Annotated in this window: 13 protein-coding genes; 10 read left to right on the top strand and 3 right to left on the bottom strand. The window is 68.5% G+C overall.

Features of this window, described 5'->3' with window-relative positions:
- The first annotated feature begins 33 nt into the window (after positions 1-33).
- Together rpoB and QFZ29_RS13185 are read left to right on the top strand one after the other, a co-directional pair.
- Positions 34-3,525: a DNA-directed RNA polymerase subunit beta gene (rpoB, locus tag QFZ29_RS13190; RefSeq protein WP_306894510.1), complete on the top strand. Its 3,492-nt coding sequence runs from the start codon at positions 34-36 to the stop codon at positions 3,523-3,525.
- A gap of 41 nt (positions 3,526-3,566) precedes the next feature.
- Positions 3,567-7,463, top strand: a complete 3,897-nt coding sequence (locus QFZ29_RS13185; protein WP_306894509.1) for a DNA-directed RNA polymerase subunit beta' — start codon at positions 3,567-3,569, stop codon at positions 7,461-7,463.
- A gap of 77 nt (positions 7,464-7,540) precedes the next feature.
- Here QFZ29_RS13185 and QFZ29_RS13180 read toward each other — a convergent pair whose 3' ends face one another.
- Positions 7,541-8,554, bottom strand: coding sequence for an acetylxylan esterase (locus QFZ29_RS13180; protein ID WP_306894508.1), 1,014 nt, complete (start codon positions 8,552-8,554; stop codon positions 7,541-7,543).
- A 227-nt stretch (positions 8,555-8,781) separates the two neighbouring features.
- Between QFZ29_RS13180 and QFZ29_RS13175 the strand changes: the two genes are divergently transcribed.
- Both QFZ29_RS13175 and QFZ29_RS13170 read left to right on the top strand, forming a co-directional pair.
- Positions 8,782-9,450, top strand: a complete 669-nt coding sequence (locus QFZ29_RS13175; protein WP_306894507.1) for a hypothetical protein — start codon at positions 8,782-8,784, stop codon at positions 9,448-9,450.
- A gap of 114 nt (positions 9,451-9,564) precedes the next feature.
- Complete coding sequence (locus QFZ29_RS13170; protein ID WP_306894506.1) at positions 9,565-10,515, top strand: hypothetical protein; 951 nt, start codon at positions 9,565-9,567, stop codon at positions 10,513-10,515.
- Between the two features lie 54 nt (positions 10,516-10,569).
- Here QFZ29_RS13170 and QFZ29_RS13165 read toward each other — a convergent pair whose 3' ends face one another.
- Entirely contained in the window at positions 10,570-11,328 is a 759-nt protein-coding gene (locus tag QFZ29_RS13165; protein WP_306894505.1) for a hypothetical protein, read from the bottom strand.
- Positions 11,329-11,333: 5 nt separating this feature from the next.
- The gene (locus tag QFZ29_RS13160; RefSeq protein WP_306894504.1) at positions 11,334-11,888 is read right to left on the bottom strand and encodes a hypothetical protein; all 555 of its coding nucleotides are present in this window, start codon (positions 11,886-11,888) and stop codon (positions 11,334-11,336) included.
- Between the two features lie 112 nt (positions 11,889-12,000).
- Between QFZ29_RS13160 and QFZ29_RS13155 the strand changes: the two genes are divergently transcribed.
- The 6 genes from QFZ29_RS13155 (at position 12,001) to QFZ29_RS13130 (ending at position 19,558) form a co-directional block, all read left to right on the top strand.
- The gene (locus tag QFZ29_RS13155; RefSeq protein ID WP_306894503.1) at positions 12,001-13,089 is read left to right on the top strand and encodes an Ig-like domain-containing protein; all 1,089 of its coding nucleotides are present in this window, start codon (positions 12,001-12,003) and stop codon (positions 13,087-13,089) included.
- Between the two features lie 22 nt (positions 13,090-13,111).
- Complete coding sequence (locus tag QFZ29_RS13150; RefSeq protein WP_306894502.1) at positions 13,112-17,452, top strand: FtsK/SpoIIIE domain-containing protein; 4,341 nt, start codon at positions 13,112-13,114, stop codon at positions 17,450-17,452.
- 183 nt (positions 17,453-17,635) lie between these two features.
- Positions 17,636-18,169: an FHA domain-containing protein gene (locus QFZ29_RS13145; protein ID WP_306894501.1), complete on the top strand. Its 534-nt coding sequence runs from the start codon at positions 17,636-17,638 to the stop codon at positions 18,167-18,169.
- An 87-nt stretch (positions 18,170-18,256) separates the two neighbouring features.
- The gene (locus QFZ29_RS13140; protein ID WP_056010942.1) at positions 18,257-18,550 is read left to right on the top strand and encodes a WXG100 family type VII secretion target; all 294 of its coding nucleotides are present in this window, start codon (positions 18,257-18,259) and stop codon (positions 18,548-18,550) included.
- A gap of 62 nt (positions 18,551-18,612) precedes the next feature.
- A complete protein-coding gene (locus QFZ29_RS13135) occupies positions 18,613-19,254 on the top strand; it encodes a WXG100 family type VII secretion target (RefSeq protein WP_306894500.1) in 642 nt (213 codons plus the stop codon).
- The gene (locus tag QFZ29_RS13130) at positions 19,247-19,558 is read left to right on the top strand and encodes a WXG100 family type VII secretion target (protein ID WP_306894499.1); all 312 of its coding nucleotides are present in this window, start codon (positions 19,247-19,249) and stop codon (positions 19,556-19,558) included. Before QFZ29_RS13135 ends, QFZ29_RS13130 begins: the two co-directional genes overlap by 8 nt.
- The last annotated feature ends 8 nt before the right edge of the window (positions 19,559-19,566 follow it).

Genomic DNA, 19,566 nt, shown 5'->3' with positions numbered 1-19,566 from the left:
CCGGCCCGACGGGGTCGATGGAGGTTAATTCACTTGGCTGCTGCGCGCAACGCGACCACGCCCACCCCCAAGAACGGACGCGGCGCAAGTCGTCTCTCGTTCGCCAAGGTCACCGACACTCTCACCGTACCCGACCTCCTTGCCCTCCAGACGGAGAGCTTCGACTGGTTGGTCGGCAACGACGCGTGGAAGGCGCGCGTCGCTGAAGGGAAGGCTGCCGGTCGCCAAGACCTGCCAGAGACCACGGGCCTCGAGGAGATCTTCGAGGAGATCTCTCCGATCGAGGACCTCGGCGAGACGATGCAGCTCTCGTTCACGAACCCCGAGCTCGAGCCCGAGAAGTACTCGATCGACGAGTGCAAGGAGAAGGGCAAGACCTACTCCGCGCCGCTCTACGTGAACGCCGAGTTCATGAACCACCTCACCGGTGAGATCAAGACCCAGACGGTCTTCATGGGCGACTTCCCCCTGATGACCCCCAAGGGCACCTTCGTCATCAACGGCACCGAGCGCGTCGTCGTCTCGCAGCTCGTCCGTTCGCCGGGTGTCTACTTCGAGCGCACCCCCGAGAAGACGTCTGACAAGGACATCTACTCGGCTCGCGTCATCCCGAGCCGCGGTGCCTGGCTCGAGTTCGAGATCGACAAGCGCGACCAGGTCGGCGTTCGCATCGACCGCAAGCGCAAGCAGTCGGTCACGGTCTTCCTGAAGGCCCTCGGCCTCACGAGCGAGGAGATCCTCGAGGAGTTCGCCGGCTACGAGTCGATCGCGATCACCCTCGAGAAGGACAACATCCTCACGAAGGAAGAAGCCCTCAAAGACATCTACCGGAAGCTCCGTCCGGGCGAGCAGGTCGCTGCCGAGGCCGCGCGTGCGCTCCTCGACAACTTCTACTTCAACCCGAAGCGCTACGACCTCGCGAAGGTCGGCCGGTACAAGATCAACAACAAGCTGGGCCTCGAGGCGCCGCTCACCGATTCGGTGCTCACGGTGCAAGACATCGTCGCCACGATCAAGTACCTCGTCGCCCTGCACGACGAGCGCACGACCCTCGCCGGTCGTCGCGGTGGCAAGGCCGTCGAGCTCCGCCTCGACGTCGACGACATCGACAACTTCGGCAACCGTCGCATCCGCGCGGTGGGCGAGCTCATCCAGAACCAGGTGCGCACCGGCCTCAGCCGCATGGAGCGCGTCGTCCGCGAGCGCATGACGACGCAGGACATCGAGGCGATCACGCCGCAGACCCTGATCAACGTGCGACCCGTCGTCGCCGCGATCAAGGAGTTCTTCGGCACGTCGCAGCTGTCGCAGTTCATGGACCAGAACAACCCGCTCGCGGGCCTCACGCACAAGCGCCGCCTCTCGGCGCTCGGCCCCGGTGGCCTCTCGCGTGACCGCGCCGGCGTCGAGGTCCGCGACGTCCACCCGTCGCACTACGGCCGCATGTGCCCGATCGAGACCCCTGAAGGCCCGAACATCGGCCTCATCGGCTCGCTCGCGTCGTTCGCGCGCATCAACTCGTTCGGCTTCATCGAGACGCCCTACCGCAAGGTCGTCAAGGGCAAGGTCACCGAGCAGATCGACTACCTCACCGCAATGGAAGAGGAGGAGTACATCGTCGCGCAGGCCAACGCCCCGCTGACGAAGGACTCGCACTTCGCCGAGGAGCGCGTGCTCGCCCGCAAGAAGGGCGGCGAGGTCGACCTCTTCCCCGCCGACGAGATCGGCTACATGGACGTCTCACCGCGCCAGATGGTCTCGGTCGCGACCTCCCTCATCCCGTTCCTCGAGCACGACGACGCGAACCGCGCCCTCATGGGCGCGAACATGCAGCGTCAGGCGGTGCCGCTGCTGCGCAGCGACAGCCCCTTCGTCGGCACGGGAATGGAAGGCTACGCAGCCGTCGACGCGGGTGACGTCATCACCGCCGACAAGGCCGGCGTCGTCGTCGAGGTCTCGGCCGACTCGGTCACCGTGCAGCTCGACGAGGGCGGCACGCAGACCTACTACCTGCGCAAGTTCGACCGCTCCAACCAGGGCACGAGCTACAACAACCGCGTCGTCGTCAGTGCGGGCGACCGCATCGAGGTCGGCGAGGTCGTCGCCGACGGTCCTGCGACCGACAACGGCGAGCTCGCGCTCGGCAAGAACCTGCTCGTCGCGTTCATGCCGTGGGAGGGTCACAACTTCGAGGACGCGATCATCCTCAGCCAGAACCTCGTGAAAGACGACGTGCTCTCGTCGATCCACATCGAGGAGTACGAGGTCGACGCCCGCGACACGAAGCTCGGCAAGGAGGAGATCACCCGTGACCTCCCGAATGTGAGCCCCGACCTGCTGGCCGACCTCGACGAGCGCGGCATCATCCGCATCGGCGCCGAGGTTCGCCCCGGCGACATCCTCGTGGGCAAGGTCACGCCGAAGGGTGAGACCGAGCTCTCCGCTGAAGAGCGACTGCTCCGCGCGATCTTCAACGAGAAGAGCCGCGAGGTTCGCGACACGTCGCTCAAGGTTCCCCACGGTGAGCAGGGCACGATCATCGGCGTCAAGGTCTTCGACTCGCAAGACGGCGACGACGAGCTCGGCTCCGGCGTCAACCAGCGCGTGGTCGTCTACATCGCCCAGAAGCGCAAGATCACCGAGGGCGACAAGCTCGCCGGACGCCACGGCAACAAGGGCGTCATCTCGAAGATCCTGCCGGTCGAAGACATGCCGTTCCTCGCCGACGGAACTCCGGTCGACGTCATCCTGAACCCGCTCGGCATCCCCGGCCGCATGAACTTCGGCCAGGTCCTCGAGACCCACCTCGGGTGGGTCGCCAAGCAGGGCTGGAAGGTCGACGGCAACCCGGCGTGGGCCAAGAAGCTCCCGAAGGAAGCTCACGAGGCCGCGCCCGGCACCAAGGTCGCGACCCCGGTGTTCGACGGCGCGCTCGAGGAGGAGATCGCGGGTCTGCTCGACTCGACGCTCCCCAACCGCGACGGCGAGCGGCTCATCGACTCGAGCGGCAAGACGCAGCTCTATGACGGCCGCTCCGGTGAGCCGTACCCGCACCCGGTCTCGGTCGGCTACATGTACATCCTGAAGCTCCACCACCTCGTCGACGACAAGATCCACGCGCGCTCGACGGGCCCGTACTCGATGATCACCCAGCAGCCGCTCGGTGGTAAGGCGCAGTTCGGTGGCCAGCGCTTCGGTGAGATGGAGGTGTGGGCACTCGAGGCCTACGGTGCCGCATACGCGCTGCAGGAGCTCCTCACGATCAAGTCCGACGACATCCTCGGCCGCGTCAAGGTGTACGAGGCGATCGTCAAGGGCGAGAACATCCAGGAGCCCGGCATCCCCGAGTCCTTCAAGGTGCTCATGAAGGAGATGCAGTCGCTCTGCCTGAACGTCGAGGTGCTCTCGGCCGATGGCACCGCGGTCTCGCTTCGCGACACCGATGACGAGGCCTTCCGCGCAGCGGAGGAGCTCGGCATCAACATCTCGGCACGCTTCGAGTCGTCGAACATCGACGAGATCTGAACCCGGCCAGAACGACGACTGAGACTTTTCTAGGAGAGAAATTGCTCGACGCAACCACTTTTGACGAGCTTCGCATCGGTCTGGCCACCGCCGACGACATCCGTCGTTGGTCATATGGCGAGGTCAAGAAGCCCGAGACCATCAACTACCGCACGCTCAAGCCCGAGAAAGACGGCCTCTTCGGCGAGCAGATCTTCGGACCTTCCCGCGACTGGGAGTGCGCCTGCGGCAAGTACAAGCGAGTGCGCTTCAAGGGCATCGTCTGCGAGCGCTGCGGTGTCGAGGTCACGAAGTCCTCGGTGCGCCGTGAGCGGATGGGCCACATCGAGCTCGCCGCCCCCGTCACGCACATCTGGTACTTCAAGGGCGTGCCCTCGCGCCTCGGCTACCTGCTCGACATGGCGCCGAAAGACCTCGAGAAGGTCATCTACTTCGCCGCCTACATGGTGATCGACGTCGACGACGAGGGTCGTCACGCCGACATGCCGGGCCTTGAGAACGAGCTCCGCCTCGAGATCAAGACGATCGGCGACCAGCGCGACGCGCGCATCGCCGAGCTCATGTCGCGCAAGGAGACCGAGCTCGAAGGGCTCGAGGCCGAAGGCGCCAAGAGCGACCAGAAGAAGCGCGCCGAGGCCGCCGCCGACAAGGAGATGGCCGGCGTCCGCAAGTCGGCCGACGAGCAGATCGCGCACCTCGAGCGCGTGTGGGAGGACTTCCGCACCCTCAAGGTCGGCGACCTGAAGCCCGAAGACTCCGTGTTCCACGAGCTCCAGGACCGCTTCGGCATGTACTTCGACGCCTACATGGGCGCCGAGGCCATCAAGAAGCGGCTCGAGGCGTTCGACCTCGCGGCCGAGGCGGAAGACCTGCACACGCAGATCGCCGAGGGCAAGGGCCAGAAGAAGATCCGCGCGATCAAGCGACTGCGCGTGGTCAACTCCTTCCTCTCGACCGGCAACTCGCCGGCTGCGATGGTGCTCGACGTCGTCCCGGTGATCCCGCCCGAGCTGCGCCCGATGGTGCAGCTCGACGGTGGCCGCTTCGCGACGTCGGACCTCAACGATCTCTACCGTCGTGTGATCAACCGCAACAACCGCCTGCGTCGCCTGCTCGACCTCGGTGCTCCCGAGATCATCGTGAACAACGAGAAGCGGATGCTGCAGGAGGCCGTCGACGCGCTGTTCGACAACGGTCGTCGTGGTCGCCCGGTCACGGGCACCGGCAACCGTGCCCTCAAGTCCCTCAGCGACATGCTGAAGGGCAAGCAGGGCCGGTTCCGCCAGAACCTGCTGGGCAAGCGAGTCGACTACTCGGGCCGTTCGGTCATCGTCGTCGGCCCGCAGCTGAAGCTGCACCAGTGCGGTCTGCCCAAGCAGATGGCGCTCGAGCTCTTCAAGCCGTTCGTGATCAAGCGCCTCATCGACCTGAGCCACGCGCAGAACATCAAGGCCGCCAAGCGCATGGTCGAGCGTTCGCGCCCGCAGGTGTGGGACGTGCTCGAGGAGATCATCCGCGAGCGCCCCGTGCTGCTGAACCGTGCGCCCACGCTGCACCGTCTGGGCATCCAGGCGTTCGAGCCGCAACTCGTCGAGGGCAAGGCCATCCAGCTGCACCCGCTCGTGTGTGCCGCGTTCAACGCGGACTTCGACGGCGACCAGATGGCCGTGCACCTTCCCCTCTCGGTGGAGGCGCAGGCCGAGGCCCGCATCCTGATGCTCGCGTCGAACAACATCCTGAAGCCGTCAGACGGCCGTCCGGTGACCCTGCCCACGCAGGACATGATCATCGGCCTGCATCACCTGACGACGCAGAAGGACGGCGCAGCAGGTGAAGGCCGTGCGTTCTCGTCGATCGCCGAGGCGATCCTCGCGTTCGACCAGAACCGTCCGGGCCAGATCGCGCTCGACCTGAACGCCACGGTGAAGATCCGCCTCGAGGGGCTGTACTTCGCCGAGGGCCAGGCTCCCGAGGGCTTCGTGCAGGGCAAGCCGTACCTGCTCGAGACCACGCTCGGTCGCGCCCTCTTCAACGAGGCGCTCCCGGTCGACTACCCGTACATCAACGAGCAGTCGGGCAAGAGCCAGATCTCGGCGATCGTGAACGACCTCGCCGAGCGCTACCCGAAGACCGAGGTCGCCGCGACCCTCGACCGGATCAAGGACGCCGGCTTCCGCTGGGCGACCCGTTCCGGCGTGACCGTGGCACTCTCCGACATCCTGACGCCGCCCAACAAGGCGGAGATCGTCGGGCGGTACGAGAAGCAGGCCGCGAAGGTCACGTCGCAGTTCGAGAAGGGTCTCACGACCGACCTCGAGCGCCGCCAGGAGCTCATCCAGATCTGGACGAAGGCCACCGACGAGGTCGCCAAGGCCATGCAGGAGAACTTCCCCGAAGACAACACCATCAACCGCATGGTGACGTCAGGTGCTCGTGGTAACTGGCTGCAGGTGCGCAACATCGCCGGCATGCGAGGCCTCGTGAACAACCCGAAGGGTGAGATCATCCCTCGCCCGATCATCTCGAGCTACCGCGAGGGCCTCTCGGTCGCCGAGTACTTCATCGCGACGCACGGTGCCCGAAAGGGTCTGGCCGACACGGCCCTCCGTACGGCCGACTCGGGTTACCTCACGCGTCGTCTCGTCGACGTCTCGCAGGATGTCATCATCCGTGAAGACGACTGCGGCACGACGAAGGGCCTCGACCTTCGCATCGCGACCACCGACTCGACGGGCGCGCTCGTGCGCGACCCGAACGTCGAGAACGCGGTCTACGCGCGCAGCCTCGCGGCTGACGCCGTCGACCCGAAGGGCAAGGTCGTGGCAGTCGCCGGTTCCGACGTGGGCGACGTGCTCATCGCCGAACTCATCGGTGCGGGCGTCGAGACGATCAAGGTCCGTTCGGTGCTGACGTGCGAGTCCGGCGTCGGCGTCTGCGCCCAGTGCTACGGCCGATCGCTCGCGACGGGCAAGCTCGTCGACATCGGCGAGGCCGTCGGCATCATCGCGGCGCAGTCGATCGGCGAGCCGGGCACCCAGCTCACGATGCGTACCTTCCACACCGGTGGTTCGGCTTCGGCCGACGACATCACGCAGGGTCTTCCCCGCGTGCAGGAGCTCTTCGAGGCACGCACCCCCAAGGGTGCGTCGCCCATCGTCGAGGCCCCCGGTCGCATCACGATCGACGAGGCCGAGCGTCAGCGCAAGGTCATCCTCACGCCCGACAACGGCGACGAGCCGATCGCGTACAACGTGCTCAAGCGCTCGACCCTGCTCGTCGAAGACGGTCAGCACGTCGAGCTCGGCCAGCAGATCATCGTCGGCACCGTCGACCCGAAGGAAGTCCTCCGGGTCAAGGGTGTTCGCGAGGTGCAGAAGCACCTCGTCGACGGTGTGCAGGATGTCTACCGCTCGCAGGGCGTGCCGATCCACGACAAGCACATCGAGGTCATCGTGCGCCAGATGCTGCGCAAGGTCACCGTCGTCGACCACGGCGACACCGACCTCCTGCCGGGCGAGCTCGTCGACCGCTTGAAGTACAACGGCATCAACCGTGCGGCGCTCACCGAGGGCAAGAAGACGGCATCGGCACGCCAGGAGGTCATGGGTATCACCAAGGCCTCCCTCGCGACCGAGTCGTGGCTGTCGGCAGCTTCCTTCCAGGAGACGACCCGCGTGCTCACGCAGGCCGCCATGGAGGGCAAGTCCGACCCGCTGCTCGGGCTCAAGGAGAACGTCATCATCGGTAAGCTCATCCCCGCCGGCACGGGCCTTCCCAGGTACCGGAACGTCGTGGTCGAAGCCACCGAGGAGGCGAAGGCGGAGCGCTACCCGAACCGCATCTTCGCCGACGACGCGGCGTTCACCGAAGGCGACCTGAGCTTCGTCGACTTCGACGCATTCTCGAGCGACGACTTCACCCCCGGCAACTACTCGTAGTCACCGAAACGACTGAAGGGCCCCGGAGCGATCCGGGGCCCTTCGGCGTTCTTGCGGCGGAGTGCCGCGGCATCCGCTCAGGCGACGCGTGGCGGCATCCGCTCAGGCTTGCGTTCCTCGAGCACCGCTGCGCGCGCTGCGAGCCACTCCGCCTGGCGCTGCCACTGCACGCCCTGCCCGCCCTCGTGCTCGTTGAACGCGTACTCGACGATGTCGGCGTGGGCACCGTAGTGGTTGCGTGCGGCGTACACGGTCGAGGGCGGGCACACCGGGTCCATGAGTCCGACGGAGAACAACGCGGGCGCCGTCGCGCGCTTCGCGAAGTTGACGCCGTCGAAGTACGAGAGCGTGCGGAACGTCATCTCCACGGCGTCGCGGTGCACCGAGAGGAACCGCACGATCTCCTGGTAGGGGTCGCTGCCGGTGAGTCCGACGGCATGCTCGAAGTGGCAGAGGAAGGGGACGTCGGGCATCGCCGCGACGAGTCCTTCCGACAGCCCGGCCGCAGCCAAGGTGATGCCGCCGCCCTGACTGCCGCCGCACAGCGCCACGCGGCTCGCGTCGACCTGCTCGAGCGAACGCACGGCGTCGATGGCGAGCACGGCGTCGGTGAAGACGCGGCGGTAGTAGTAGTCGTGGGGATCGTGGATGCCCCGGGTCATGAAGCCGGGCACCGATGCACCGGTGCCGTGCGGATCGGCCGTGCCGCCGCCCGAGCCCCACGCGCTGCCCTGGCCGCGCGTGTCCATGACGAAGTGCGCGTATCCGGATGCCGCCCACGCGAGCCGCTCGTGCGGCAGGCCGCGCCCGCCGCCGTAACCGACGTACTCGACGACCGCCGGGAGCGGCTCGGTCGCCCCTGCCGGCAGCACGAGCCACGCGAGTACCGGCTCGCCGCCGAATCCGCTGAACGTGACGTCGTAGACGTCGAACGACGAGAGCGGCGAGTCGATCGGCGTGAGCCTGGGCGGCGCAGCGAGCGACCGGGATTCGCGCAGCGTCGTCGACCAGAACTCGTCGAAGTCCTCGGGTTCGGTGACCGAGGGCCGCAGATGGCGGAACTCCTCGATCGGGGTGTCAATGCGGGGCACGGTGGGTGGTCCTTCCGTCGAACGGCTGCGGTGGCGTTTTCGAAGGCCCAGCGTATCCGACCAACGGCGAGGCACGTTGCGGGGGTCGAGCAGCGATCGGTGCGCCCTGATGACTCGGCACCCACGGGGGCGATACGCTCTGCGCACACCTTCATGCGGCCCGAATCGAAGGACACGCGATGACTCAGTCCCTACCGCCCGAACCGCCGGCTCAACAGCGACCGATCATGCGCAGACCGCTGTTCTGGCTGATCATCGCCATCGTGCTGCTGCTCATCGCGATCGCGGTGTATCTCGGCATGACACTGGCGTCGACGAATGGCCCCGACCCGACCGCACCGCCGTCGGCGCCCCCGACGAGCAGCCCCGAACCGACCAGCAGCCCGACACCGAGCGACGAGCCGACTCCGACTGACGAGGGCACGCCGACGCCGACCGGCGCAATGATCCCCTCGGACTGCGTCGATATCTACACGCGCGACTTGACCGCGGACTTCGATGGTCTCGTCCTCAATCCGGCGTGGACGCTCGAACCCGGGAGCGGTGTGCGGCGGGGCTCGAAGGACGACGTTGCCGTCGCGCTGCTCGAATCGAAGGCCGAGCTCACCTGCAGCTGGGCGAACCCGCGAGGTGGTTCGGACCGTGGCGTCACGACGGATGTCGCTCGAGTCGCTCCTGACGAGGCCGCCAGTACGCTCGAGCACTTCGCCTCCGCGGGGTTCACGTGCTTCGAGGAGTTGGAGGGCACCAGGTGCCTGATCGAGTCCGCCCCGAGTCCTGACGGGCAATCAGGGGAATCCCACTTCATCAGGGACGGCGTCTGGATCGCGACGTGGTGGGTCAACGCCGGCCCCGACGGCTACACGCACGACATCGTCGCGGCGATCTTCGGCTGATCCACGCCTCGACACGGCCTCGCGTCATGCGGCGCGGGCTGCCGGCTCCCGGCGCGGCTCGTTGGTACAGTGGCCGCACCGCGGGTGCGCAGTGCGCCCGGAAGGAGCGCGATCATGAGCAGCACGACTCCCGGAACAGAGCCGGGCGACGCAGAGCGGCCGGTCGACGACACCGCCCCCGACGTCGAGCCCGCATCCGACCCCGGCGCCCCGACCCCGGCGTCCGTCGACTCGGGCGACGGCCCCGACGCAACGGCTCGCCTCGACGCGGCCGTCGAGCGCGCGAATGCGGAGGCTGCGGCATCCGATTCGCCCGCCACCGATGCCGCCGATGACGATGCGGCGGATGCCGATGCGTACGCCGAGCCCGTCGCCGCCGATGCCGTGCGTCGCGAGACGTACGTTCCGTCGGCGACCATGGCGCCCGGCGCTGCGGCCGGCGCCGCGACGCTCGCCGAAGAACCGGCCGTTGCGCCCGTGGCGCCGCAGCCCGCTGGTCCGCAGACCATCTACGTGCAAGCGCCGACTCCGCCGAAGCGACGCGGAAATCGCGGCTTCGGCGTCCTCGTCGCGCTGATCGGCGCCGTCGTGTTCGCGCTGGTCTACGCAGGGGTCGCCTACCTCCTCGTCACGTGGTACGGGGCGGCGAACGGCGACGGCGTCCAGGTCTTCACCGAGTTCCTTGCGCGCCCGGTCTTCTGGGTGCCGGTGGCCACGTTCTTCATCGGCTTCGCGCTGCTCGCGGCGATCGTGAACCGCGGGGCGTGGTGGTACTACGCGGTCTTCGGCCTGCTCGTCGGCGTCCTCGTGTACTTCTCCTATCTCGTAGGCTCGCTGCTCACGGTCGAGGCGTGGACCCTCACGTCCGAGGAGGCGGGCCAGTTCATCGCAGAGCGCTGGCTCGACCCGTTCGCGATCGCCGCGTTCATCATCGCCCGCGAGATCCCGATCTGGCTCGGCGGATGGCTCGCCGCGCGCGGGCGCACGGTCACCGAACGCAACCGGCTCGCTCGCGAGGCATACGACCGCGAGCTCGCAGCCGGACCGCAGGCGCAGCGCTACTGAGCCTGAGCCGTCCGGCCGCGAGTACAAGGGCGCAGACCGTCGACCCACCTCGGCTCAGGACGCGCAGTCCACGGCCGGGTCGGTCGGTGCGGACACGGCGACCGGTTCGCCCCATGCCGTGAAGGCGAAGTTGCCGTCGCCCGAGCCGTCGCCGGCCGTGAACGTCACCGGCAGCGGCGGCCCGGACCGTTGCACGGCCATGGAACCGACCGGCCCGTCGGATGCCCCGACGATGACGGAGACCGTCGGCTCCTCGCCCGCCGGCGGCTCGACGGTGAGCGATTCGCTCGACTCGAGCAATGCGGCGACGAGATTCGCGGGTCGCAGCAGCGGTGCCCACTCCTCGAGGAAGGTCTCTTCGCCGATCGAGCACACGAAGCCGTGCTCGACCTCCGCGAGTCCGGTGTGCGCAGCGTACGCGGCATTGCCGCGCACGTAGGTGCGACCGTCGACGAGCACGGCCTCGAATGCGACGTCGCCCGCGGTGATCCGCGCGATCGCCTCCCCGGGTCGCCCGGTGAAGTCGACGGCGAGCGTGCGGCCGGGGGCGGGCTCTGTCTCAGGGGTGCCGAGGGTGAGCTCGGTGAAGGTGCCCGTGTAGTGCACCGAACCGGCCGCGCGAGCCGCCGCGACGACCTCGTCGGCGGCTGCGGATCCGCTCAACATCCAGAGGCCGTTGCCGGGGGTCGCGGCCGCGTCGAATGCCTCGAGGTCGATGCTCGCCGCTGGAGGTGGGTCGGCCGATGCCCCGCTGCACGCCGCCAGCGGAAGGACGCCGACGGTGATGAGGGCGACGACGGCCGGATGCCGCATCCGCATCATTCCGCCAGGTCGGCGACGCACGCGCTCTGCCCGCGCTGCCCGTCGAGGGTGGACGCGTCGAGTGAGACGTCGCCGCCGACCGAAGCCGGACGCACGACGAAGCACGTGTCGTCGTCGTAGAGCCCTGCGGCAGCGGGGATCCAGGCCTCGGTGCCGCGCACGAGCTGGCTGAGATCGACGATCTCGCCGTCGCCGTGCACGGCGAACAGCTCGTACGCCGCGTCGGGTCCGCTCCAGTCGAGGTGCGCGTTGCCGGCGTCATCGCTCACGGTCACGCCGCTCACGCGCACGGAGTCGTCGGTGAGTGCGGAGATGATGAACCACGTCGCGGCGCCGAGCAGCGCGAGCACCGTGAGACTCATCGAGACGATGAACGCCGGATGCAGCCACCACTTGCGCTCGCGCACGGGAGCTTCGGCGAGCTCCGGAAGCACCGAGCCGGTCGTGCCGAGCGGGCGCGCGGCGGCTGCGGTGTCGAGGCGCGTCTGCCCGGGTGCCGATCCGAGCGCGGTCTTGGCCGCTGTCGTCCGCGGTCGCAGGCTGTCGGACATCGCTCCCCTTCGTCGACCTCGCAAGCGGCCGGGCTGGTCGGCCGGCGCCGACCGCGTACCATGCTATATCGAGCGCTCAGTCGCTCGAAGCGAGTGCGACGACGGGAGAACGATGGCGGGGGCGATCGGGCGCGGCATCAGCGGCGCCGTCGTGACGCTCGTCGTCGTCATGCTCACGTCTCCCGCGGGGGCGGTCGCGGCGGAGTCGGCGCCGTCGCCGTCAGGTCCCACCGACATCGCGGTCCCGTATCTCGGCACCGCATCGATCGAGCCCGCCGAGGGCTGGCAGATCGTGGATTGCGGCGTTCCGGCCGCCGCCTCACCGCTCGTCGTCGGGTGCGACGCCGAGCACATCGAGCTCGCCGCGACGACGTTCGACCCAGACGCGGGTGCGACCGTCATTCCCGTCTCGCTCTCGAACGGGCGCACGTCCCTGGCCTTCGACTACACCGTCACCACGGCGCCCCCTGAGGCGCCGTCGGTGGCGTCGAACCGTTCGGCCGCACCCGCCGCGGCGGGGTCGGTCGTGATGGTGCCCATCAGCGACCTCGGCATCGAGTGCGCCGTGTGCGCGAACGGCGGGGCGCTCGAGGTCGTCGGCGTGCGTCCAGAGGGCGCGGGCACCGGGAGCGCGACATCGACGCACGCCGTGTTCCGGCCCGCAGCAGGCTTCGAGGGTGAAGCCGAACTCGTCGTCCGCTTCGTCGACGACTTCGGCACACCGTCGGGCGAGGAGACCTACCTCGTGCCGGTCTACCGTCCCGGATCGCACGCCCTCGTGGCGCTCAGTGTCTTCGCGCCCCTGGCACCATCGGGCTCGACCTCGCTCGACCTCAGTTCGCTGGCGTTCTCGACCGGCGGCAGCGAGCTGCGCTTCGTCGGCTGCGGGTCCGCGGTCCACGGCACGGTCGTGTGCGGGCCCGATGGCACGGCTGAGTATGCACCGGCCGGCGGCGCTGCGATCGATCAGTTCAGCTTCCGGGTCGCCGCTGCCGACGGCGAGCAGGCGACGGGATCGGTGACGCTCGTCGTCGACGACGGTGCGCGGCCGGCCGGCGGCCTCGTGGCTGCGGCGACCGGCGGCGATGAGCCCGTGGCATCCGTCATCGTGCCGGCGGTCCCCGTCGAGAGCCGAAGCAACGAATGCGAGGGCGCCTTCGCTGCGCTCATCGCCACATTGAACCGGGTGGGCGCGCGATGAGCGCCGTAGGAGGGTGGAACTCATGACGGTTCGCGTCACGATCGACGATCCGGCACAGCACGGCAGGCCGGCGTCCTGGATGCTCGAGACCGACGAGGCCACGACCATCGGCGAGGTCGCGGAATCCCTCGGCGTGCCGTCCACGCTCCTCGACCGCGCGGCGCCGGCGACGACGCCGCTCGCCGAGTCCCCCCTCCTCTCGGGTGCGACGCGGCCGGCCGCACCGATCGCGTCGGCGGCTCCCGGCACCCTCCGCCTCGAGGTCGTGGGCGGCCCGTTCGCGGGCGAGACCCTGCCGCTCGCCCGCGGGGGGTCCTACGACATCGGCACGGCGACCAGTGCATCGATCACCATCGCCGACCCAGCCCTCGCGCCCGTGCACGCGACACTCGCCGTGAGTGCCCCGACTGCCGCGGCCGATGGACGCATCGCTCCGCTTACCGCCACGGTCGCGGCGGCGGTCGAGGGCGCGACGATCTGGGTGAACGGCGAGCCCGTCGAGGAGCCCACCGAGCTCGTGCCGGCCGATCTCTTCCACCTCGGCAGCAGCATGTTCCGCATCGGCATCGCCCCGTCGCCCGATGCCGACCTCACCCGCGATGCCCTCGGAGCGCGAGGGTTCAACCGGCCGTCGCGCATCCGTCCGTCGAAGGAGCAACCGGTGGTCCAGCTTCCCGGTGACAAGCCGGAGGATCCCGACCAATCGCCGATGCCGTGGCTGTCGGCGATCATCCCGGTCGTGCTGGGCGTCACGATGGCGATCGTGTTCGGACGCGCCATCATGCTGCTGATGGCGGCGGCGAGCCCCATCATGGTGATCGGCTCGTTCATCGCGAATCGGAAGATGGCCAAGAAGAAGGGCCTGAAGACCGAGGCCCAGTGGATCGACGACGTGAAGGCCGCCGGCCGGCGCATCGCTGAGCTCGCTCGCATCCAGCGAATCGAGGCGTGGTACCGGCTCCCCGACCCGGTGATCATCGCCGACATCGCCACAGCGCCGCTCTCGCGGCTCTGGGAGCGCCGCCGCGGTGACGACGACGCGCTGCTGCTCCGGGTGGGCGTCACCGAGGTGGCGCTCGACGTTCGTTTCGAAGGTGGCGGCAAGGACCGCACGACCACCCCGCGGGTCGGCGTCACCCCGGTGCCCGTCGCCGCAGACCTCAGGAAGGGCGTCGTCGGCATCGCAGGTCCAGCGGATGCCGCGCGCAATGCCGCACGCGCGATGCTCGCGTCGTTCGTCGCCCTCCGGTCACCGCGCGACGCGGAGGTCATGGTCATCTGCGGTGACGCCGATGCCGCGGCGTGGGAATGGGCGCAGTGGCTGCCGCATGCGCAACCCGGCGGCTCGGTCCCCGCGATGTTCGGCAACACCGATGACAGCCGCAGGGAGCGGTTGCGCGAAGCGGCGGTCATGGTCGAGAACCGGGTGCGCGCTGCAGGCCAGCGCAGCATGGAGACGCCCGGCGACGTCGTCATCATCGTCGACGGCGCTCGCGACTTCCGAATGTTGCCGGGCATGGTGCCGGTGCTCGAGCACGGCCCGGCGCACGGCGTGCACGTCATCGCCCTCGACTCCGAGCGCGCGCGCCTTCCCGAGGAGGCGAAGAGCGTCGTCGTCATCGATCCCGTCGATCCCTCGCTCGCTCGATTCGAGACGGGGTCCGAGTACTTCCCGACGGTGCTCCTCGACGGTCTCTCGCTCGTGCGTGCCGAGGAGCTCGCGCGGAGCCTCTGCTCCATCCGTCACGTCAGCGGCGTCGGCGACGACGCGATGCTGCCGACGAGCGTGCGCATGGTCGACCTGCTGAAGATCGACCTCGACGACCCGAGCCAGCTCGTGCAGCGCTGGCAGCGCCAGCCGCGCAACACGTTCGTCGTCGTGGGCGCAAATGCCGACGGCGAGTTCGCCCTCGACATTTCGCGCGACGGCCCCCACGCGCTCGTCGCCGGTACGACCGGGTCGGGCAAGTCCGAGTTCCTGCAGGCGCTCGTCGTGAGTCTGGCGATGGCCAATCGGCCCGACGCGCTGAACTTCGTGCTCGTGGACTACAAGGGCGGGTCGGCATTCGCGGACTGCGAGCGACTGCCCCACACCGTCGGAATGGTGACGAACCTCGACGCCCGCGAGACCGAGCGCGCGCTCGCCTCGCTCGACGCAGAACTGAAGCGACGCGAGCGCGTGCTCCGCGACATGAACGCGAAGGACGTCGACGGTGCGTGGGCGAAAGACGCGGAGACCGCGGCCCGGCGCGGCCTCGCCAGGCTCATGATCGTCATCGACGAGTTCGCCGAGTTGAAGACGGAGCTGCCCGAATTCATCGACGGCCTCGTGCGCATCGCCCGAGTCGGTCGTTCGCTCGGCGTGAATCTCGTGCTCGCCACGCAACGTCCGTCGGGCGTGGTGACACCCGAGATGCAGTCGAACATCAACCTTCGCGTGGCACTTCGCGTGACCGATCGCTCGGACTCGGCCGACATCCTCGGTTCCGGTGAGGCCGCCTTCATCAGTCCGTCCACTCCGGGTCGCGGCTACGTGCGACTCGGCCCGTCGGCCGCGCCCGCGGGGTTCCAGACCGCTCGCGTCGCGGGCATCCGGCCGGGCGTGCAGCGCACGGTGAAGGTGCTGCCGCGGAAGGCGCCGCTCGAGTGGACCTCGCTCGGATTCCCGGCGAAGTACCCGGCCTCGGCGGCCACGCACGCGGTGAACACCGACCACGACGACACCGATCTCCGGGCCCTCGTGAACCTCATCACGGCGGCGACCCAGCAGCTCGGCATCGCGAAGAACCCGTCGCCTTGGCTGCTGCCCCTGCCGACGACCCTGCCGCTCGATCGGTTCGAGGATCAGCAGATCGCCCCGACCTCCATCGTCCTCGGGCTCGAGGATGTGCCTGGAGAGCAGTCGCAACGCAGCCTGACCTGGGACGTCGCCGACGGATCCCACGTGCTCTACCTCGGCGGCTCCATGTCGGGGCGTACCACGGCGCTCCGCACGATGCTCGCCCAGGTGGTGCAGCAGTTCTCGCCCGCCGACCTTCACCTGTATGTGATCGACTTCGGCAACGGAGCGCTCCTCCCGTTCGTCGACGCCCCGCACTGCGGCGCCGTGGTGACGCAGCTCGACGCGGATCGCCTGCCACGACTCCTCCAGCGGCTCCTGGAGGAGCTCGGCCGGCGTCAGGCGATCCTCTCGACCGCAGGGGTCGGACACATCAACGAGCAGCGCTTGCAGTCGGCGTCGTCCGAAGCCCTGCCGTACCTGATCCTCGCGATGGACGGTTGGGAGCGCATGCTCTCGACCATGAACGCCGACCAGCTGATCACCTTCCGCGACCAGTTCATGCGGGTGCTGCGTGAGGGGCCGGCCGTCGGGGTGCGGGTGCTGATCACCGGCGATCGCGGCATCTCCGGCGACAAGATCACCTCGTTCATCGACGAGCAGTACGTGCTGCCGATGCGCGACATCAGTGACTATCGCACCGCCGGGATCCTCGCCAAGGACATCCCACTCGACCTCCCGCCCGGACGCGTGCTGTACGGCTCCACGGGCACCGAGGCGCAGCTCGCGGTCCTGGTCCGTGACACGCGCGGCGAGGCGCAGACGACGGCCCTCAGGCGCACGGTCGAGCGCGTGCGCGACCATTTCGACCAGTTCGACCAGCTCGCAGAGCTCCCGCAGCCGTTCCGGGTCGATCCGCTTCCCGCCTACCTCGCCCTCACCGCCGCGTATGAACTGCCGCTCGGCGACTCCGGACCGGTCGACGGCCCGGTCGTGGCGGTCGGCGGCGACCTGCTCTCCAAGCTGACGCTCGACTGGCCGGCCGAGGGTGGATTCGTGGTGACGGGCAGCCGCAAGTCGGGCCGATCCTCCGCCCTCGCCGCGATCGTGCACCAGCTCGCCTGGCGCAAGGAGCCGATCCTCGTCGTCTCCTCGCGCAAATCGATCCTGACGGAGGTCGCAGCCGGTCACTCGGCGCCGATCATCACGGCAGGCGATACGACGCCCGCGCAGCTCGACGAGGTCCTCGACCTCCTCGGCGAGCACGTGACGATCGTCGTCGACGATGCGGAGCAGTTCAAGAACGCGCCGATCGAGCACGCCCTGACCGGTGTCAAGCACCGCGCGACGTTCATCGTCTCCGTCGACACCGAGTCGGTCTCGACGCTTTTCGGCGGGCCGCTCGTCGAGGCGAAGAAGTCGCGTCGCGCCCTCGTGCTGCGACCCGAGAGCGCCATCAACGGCACGCAGGTCGTCGGCTCGCCGATCCCGAAGTTCATGCTCGGCAGGGCGTCAGCGGGCGCCGGCGTGTTCACGACGGCTGCAGGGTGGCTTCCGGTGAGGGTTCCCGACATCCGCCAGTGAATCATCCGGTCCTCCCGCCATACACTGGATGGCGGTGCGGCGCCGCCAACCGCACTCCTCGACGAAGGGAAGATCCCCGTGGCCTCTGCGCGCTGTGCATACTGCGATGCGACGCTTCAGCCGAACAGCATGTACTGCCTCGAATGCGGCCAGCTCATCCCGCAGCAGCCGACGAGACCGCCGGTGCCCGCCCAGTTCGCATCCGAGCGGTCGAGTACGGTGCAGACGGATGCCGCGGCACCCGCCGCTCGCGTGCCGTCGCGCATCGAGCCGGTGCCGCTTCCGGGCACGCTCCCGTGGCAACAGCGCCCCGCCGCCGCGCAAGAGGCGAATCAATCGAGGGCGTCGGCGGGTTCCGTCTCGAAGCCCCAGCCGCGCACGCCGGTGGAGCGCGTGGAACTCGCGTTCTCGACCGGACAGCGGGTCGCCGTCGGCGGCAGCGCCGTGATCGGACGGAAACCCGGCGACACCGCCCTCGCCATGGGCGTGCAGGGCATCGAGGTGGATGACGACACGCGGTCGGTTTCCCGTGTGCACTTGTTCTTCGACCTCGTCGACGGGGGAATCACGGTCGGCGACGCCGGTTCGAGCAACGGGTCGGCGGTCGAGCGCAACGGCAGCCACATTCCGCTCGAGAGCGCCGGCACACGGCTCGAGGTCACTCCGGGCGACACCGTCTGGGTCGGCGACATCAGCTTCGTCATCCGCCAGGTTTAGAGGGCATGGGGACCGCTCCCCATCACGCTCCGTGGGTAGTGCGCGGTAACGTACCGGAACACCCTGAATCTTTCTACGGAGGAAACCATGGCGGAGATCCGCGTCACTTCCGACTCGCTCGCCGGCGTCGCCGGGCAGCTGTCGTCCGGCTCGCAGTCGATCGAGTCTCAGCTGTCGAACCTGAAGTCCCTTGTCGAGGGCCTCATCTCCGGCGACTGGTCCGGCACTGCATCGCAGAGCTTCAATGAGCTCTACTCCCAGTGGGACCAGGCCGGCCTGCAGCTCAAGGAGTCGCTGCAGGGCATCAGCGACCTGCTCAACCAGGCGGCGCTGTCCTACGAAGACAGCGAGAACGCGATCGCCGGAACGTTCAACGGCTGACCCGTTCGCTGGTCGCGGTCGGCACGTGAGGCGTGCCGGCCGCTCGCTCTGGGAGGTGTGAGATGGTCGTATTCAAAGTTCGAGCCGCTGCGCTCAGCGAGGTCGCCGCGCTACTCGGCACCGTCATCTCGACGTTCGACACGAATCTCTCGACCGTCGACGGCGTCGTGAAGCGTACGGTCAACGTGAGCTGGGTGGGCGAAGACGCCGACAGCTTCGACGAAGGCTGGACGACGTTCATGACCACCGCGGGATTCGTCCGACAGTCGCTCGCGGCATTGCAGGCCGGGCTCATCGGGGCCGATGGCTCCTACACCCAGAACGAGACCGGGGTGCAGCGCTCCTTCACCGGTCGGGCACCATCGATCGCGGCGATGCGCTCCACGTCGGGCGCACTGGGAGCGCGCGTTGCCGATGGCGAGGAGCGCGCTGAAGACATGGCCGAGTTCTTCGGGCGCGATTATGCGGGCGACAACGAGGTTGAGCAGTTCGGCGGCCTGGCCGCCCGCGCAAGTGGGGGAGCCACGAAGAAGGGCCCCGCCGACGGCGACACCGATGGCGACGGCGACGACGACGACGACTCGATCGGAACCGGACCATTCCTGATCCCCGACGATGCCTCCGGCGACCAGTTCCGCGGCGGATCCATCGCTGCGACATCCGAGGCATCCGCAACCATCGAGAGCGAGTCACACGATGGCTGAGCAGCAGGCGGACACCGCCGACCTCAAGGCCCTGGCCGACACGCTCGGCGAGCTCGTGTCGTATTGCACGGCACTGAAGCAAGGCGCAAGCGGATTCGCCTACATGCTGCCGGCCGAGTGGCAGGGGCCGGCGATGTCGAACTTCCTCGGCATGTTCGAGAAGTGGCAGATCGGGGCCGAGGCGATGGCCCAGGCTGCCGAAGGCCTGCAAGACCAGGTTTCCGGCGCGCACACGGCGTACGAGGAGACGATCACCGCACTCACTGAGGCGTGGAACACGCTCGCCGACGCACTCAACGGCTGATAACGACT

It is taken from the genome of Agromyces albus (assembly GCF_030815405.1).
In the GTDB taxonomy this organism is placed as follows: domain Bacteria; phylum Actinomycetota; class Actinomycetes; order Actinomycetales; family Microbacteriaceae; genus Agromyces; species Agromyces albus_A.
The sequence above is the reverse complement of the archived record's forward strand: the minus strand, read 5'-3'. Positions and strand labels throughout refer to the sequence as shown.

Coding starts and splice junctions, on each gene's coding strand:
- QFZ29_RS13130 (WP_306894499.1), top strand. CDS start 19,247: ATGGCTGAGCAGCAGGCGGACACCGCCGACCTCAAGGCCCTGGCCGAC.
- QFZ29_RS13135 (WP_306894500.1), top strand. CDS start 18,613: ATGGTCGTATTCAAAGTTCGAGCCGCTGCGCTCAGCGAGGTCGCCGCG.
- QFZ29_RS13140 (WP_056010942.1), top strand. CDS start 18,257: ATGGCGGAGATCCGCGTCACTTCCGACTCGCTCGCCGGCGTCGCCGGG.
- QFZ29_RS13165 (WP_306894505.1), bottom strand. CDS start 11,328: ATGCGGCATCCGGCCGTCGTCGCCCTCATCACCGTCGGCGTCCTTCCG.
- QFZ29_RS13160 (WP_306894504.1), bottom strand. CDS start 11,888: ATGTCCGACAGCCTGCGACCGCGGACGACAGCGGCCAAGACCGCGCTC.
- QFZ29_RS13155 (WP_306894503.1), top strand. CDS start 12,001: ATGGCGGGGGCGATCGGGCGCGGCATCAGCGGCGCCGTCGTGACGCTC.
- QFZ29_RS13170 (WP_306894506.1), top strand. CDS start 9,565: ATGAGCAGCACGACTCCCGGAACAGAGCCGGGCGACGCAGAGCGGCCG.
- QFZ29_RS13150 (WP_306894502.1), top strand. CDS start 13,112: ATGACGGTTCGCGTCACGATCGACGATCCGGCACAGCACGGCAGGCCG.
- QFZ29_RS13175 (WP_306894507.1), top strand. CDS start 8,782: ATGCGCAGACCGCTGTTCTGGCTGATCATCGCCATCGTGCTGCTGCTC.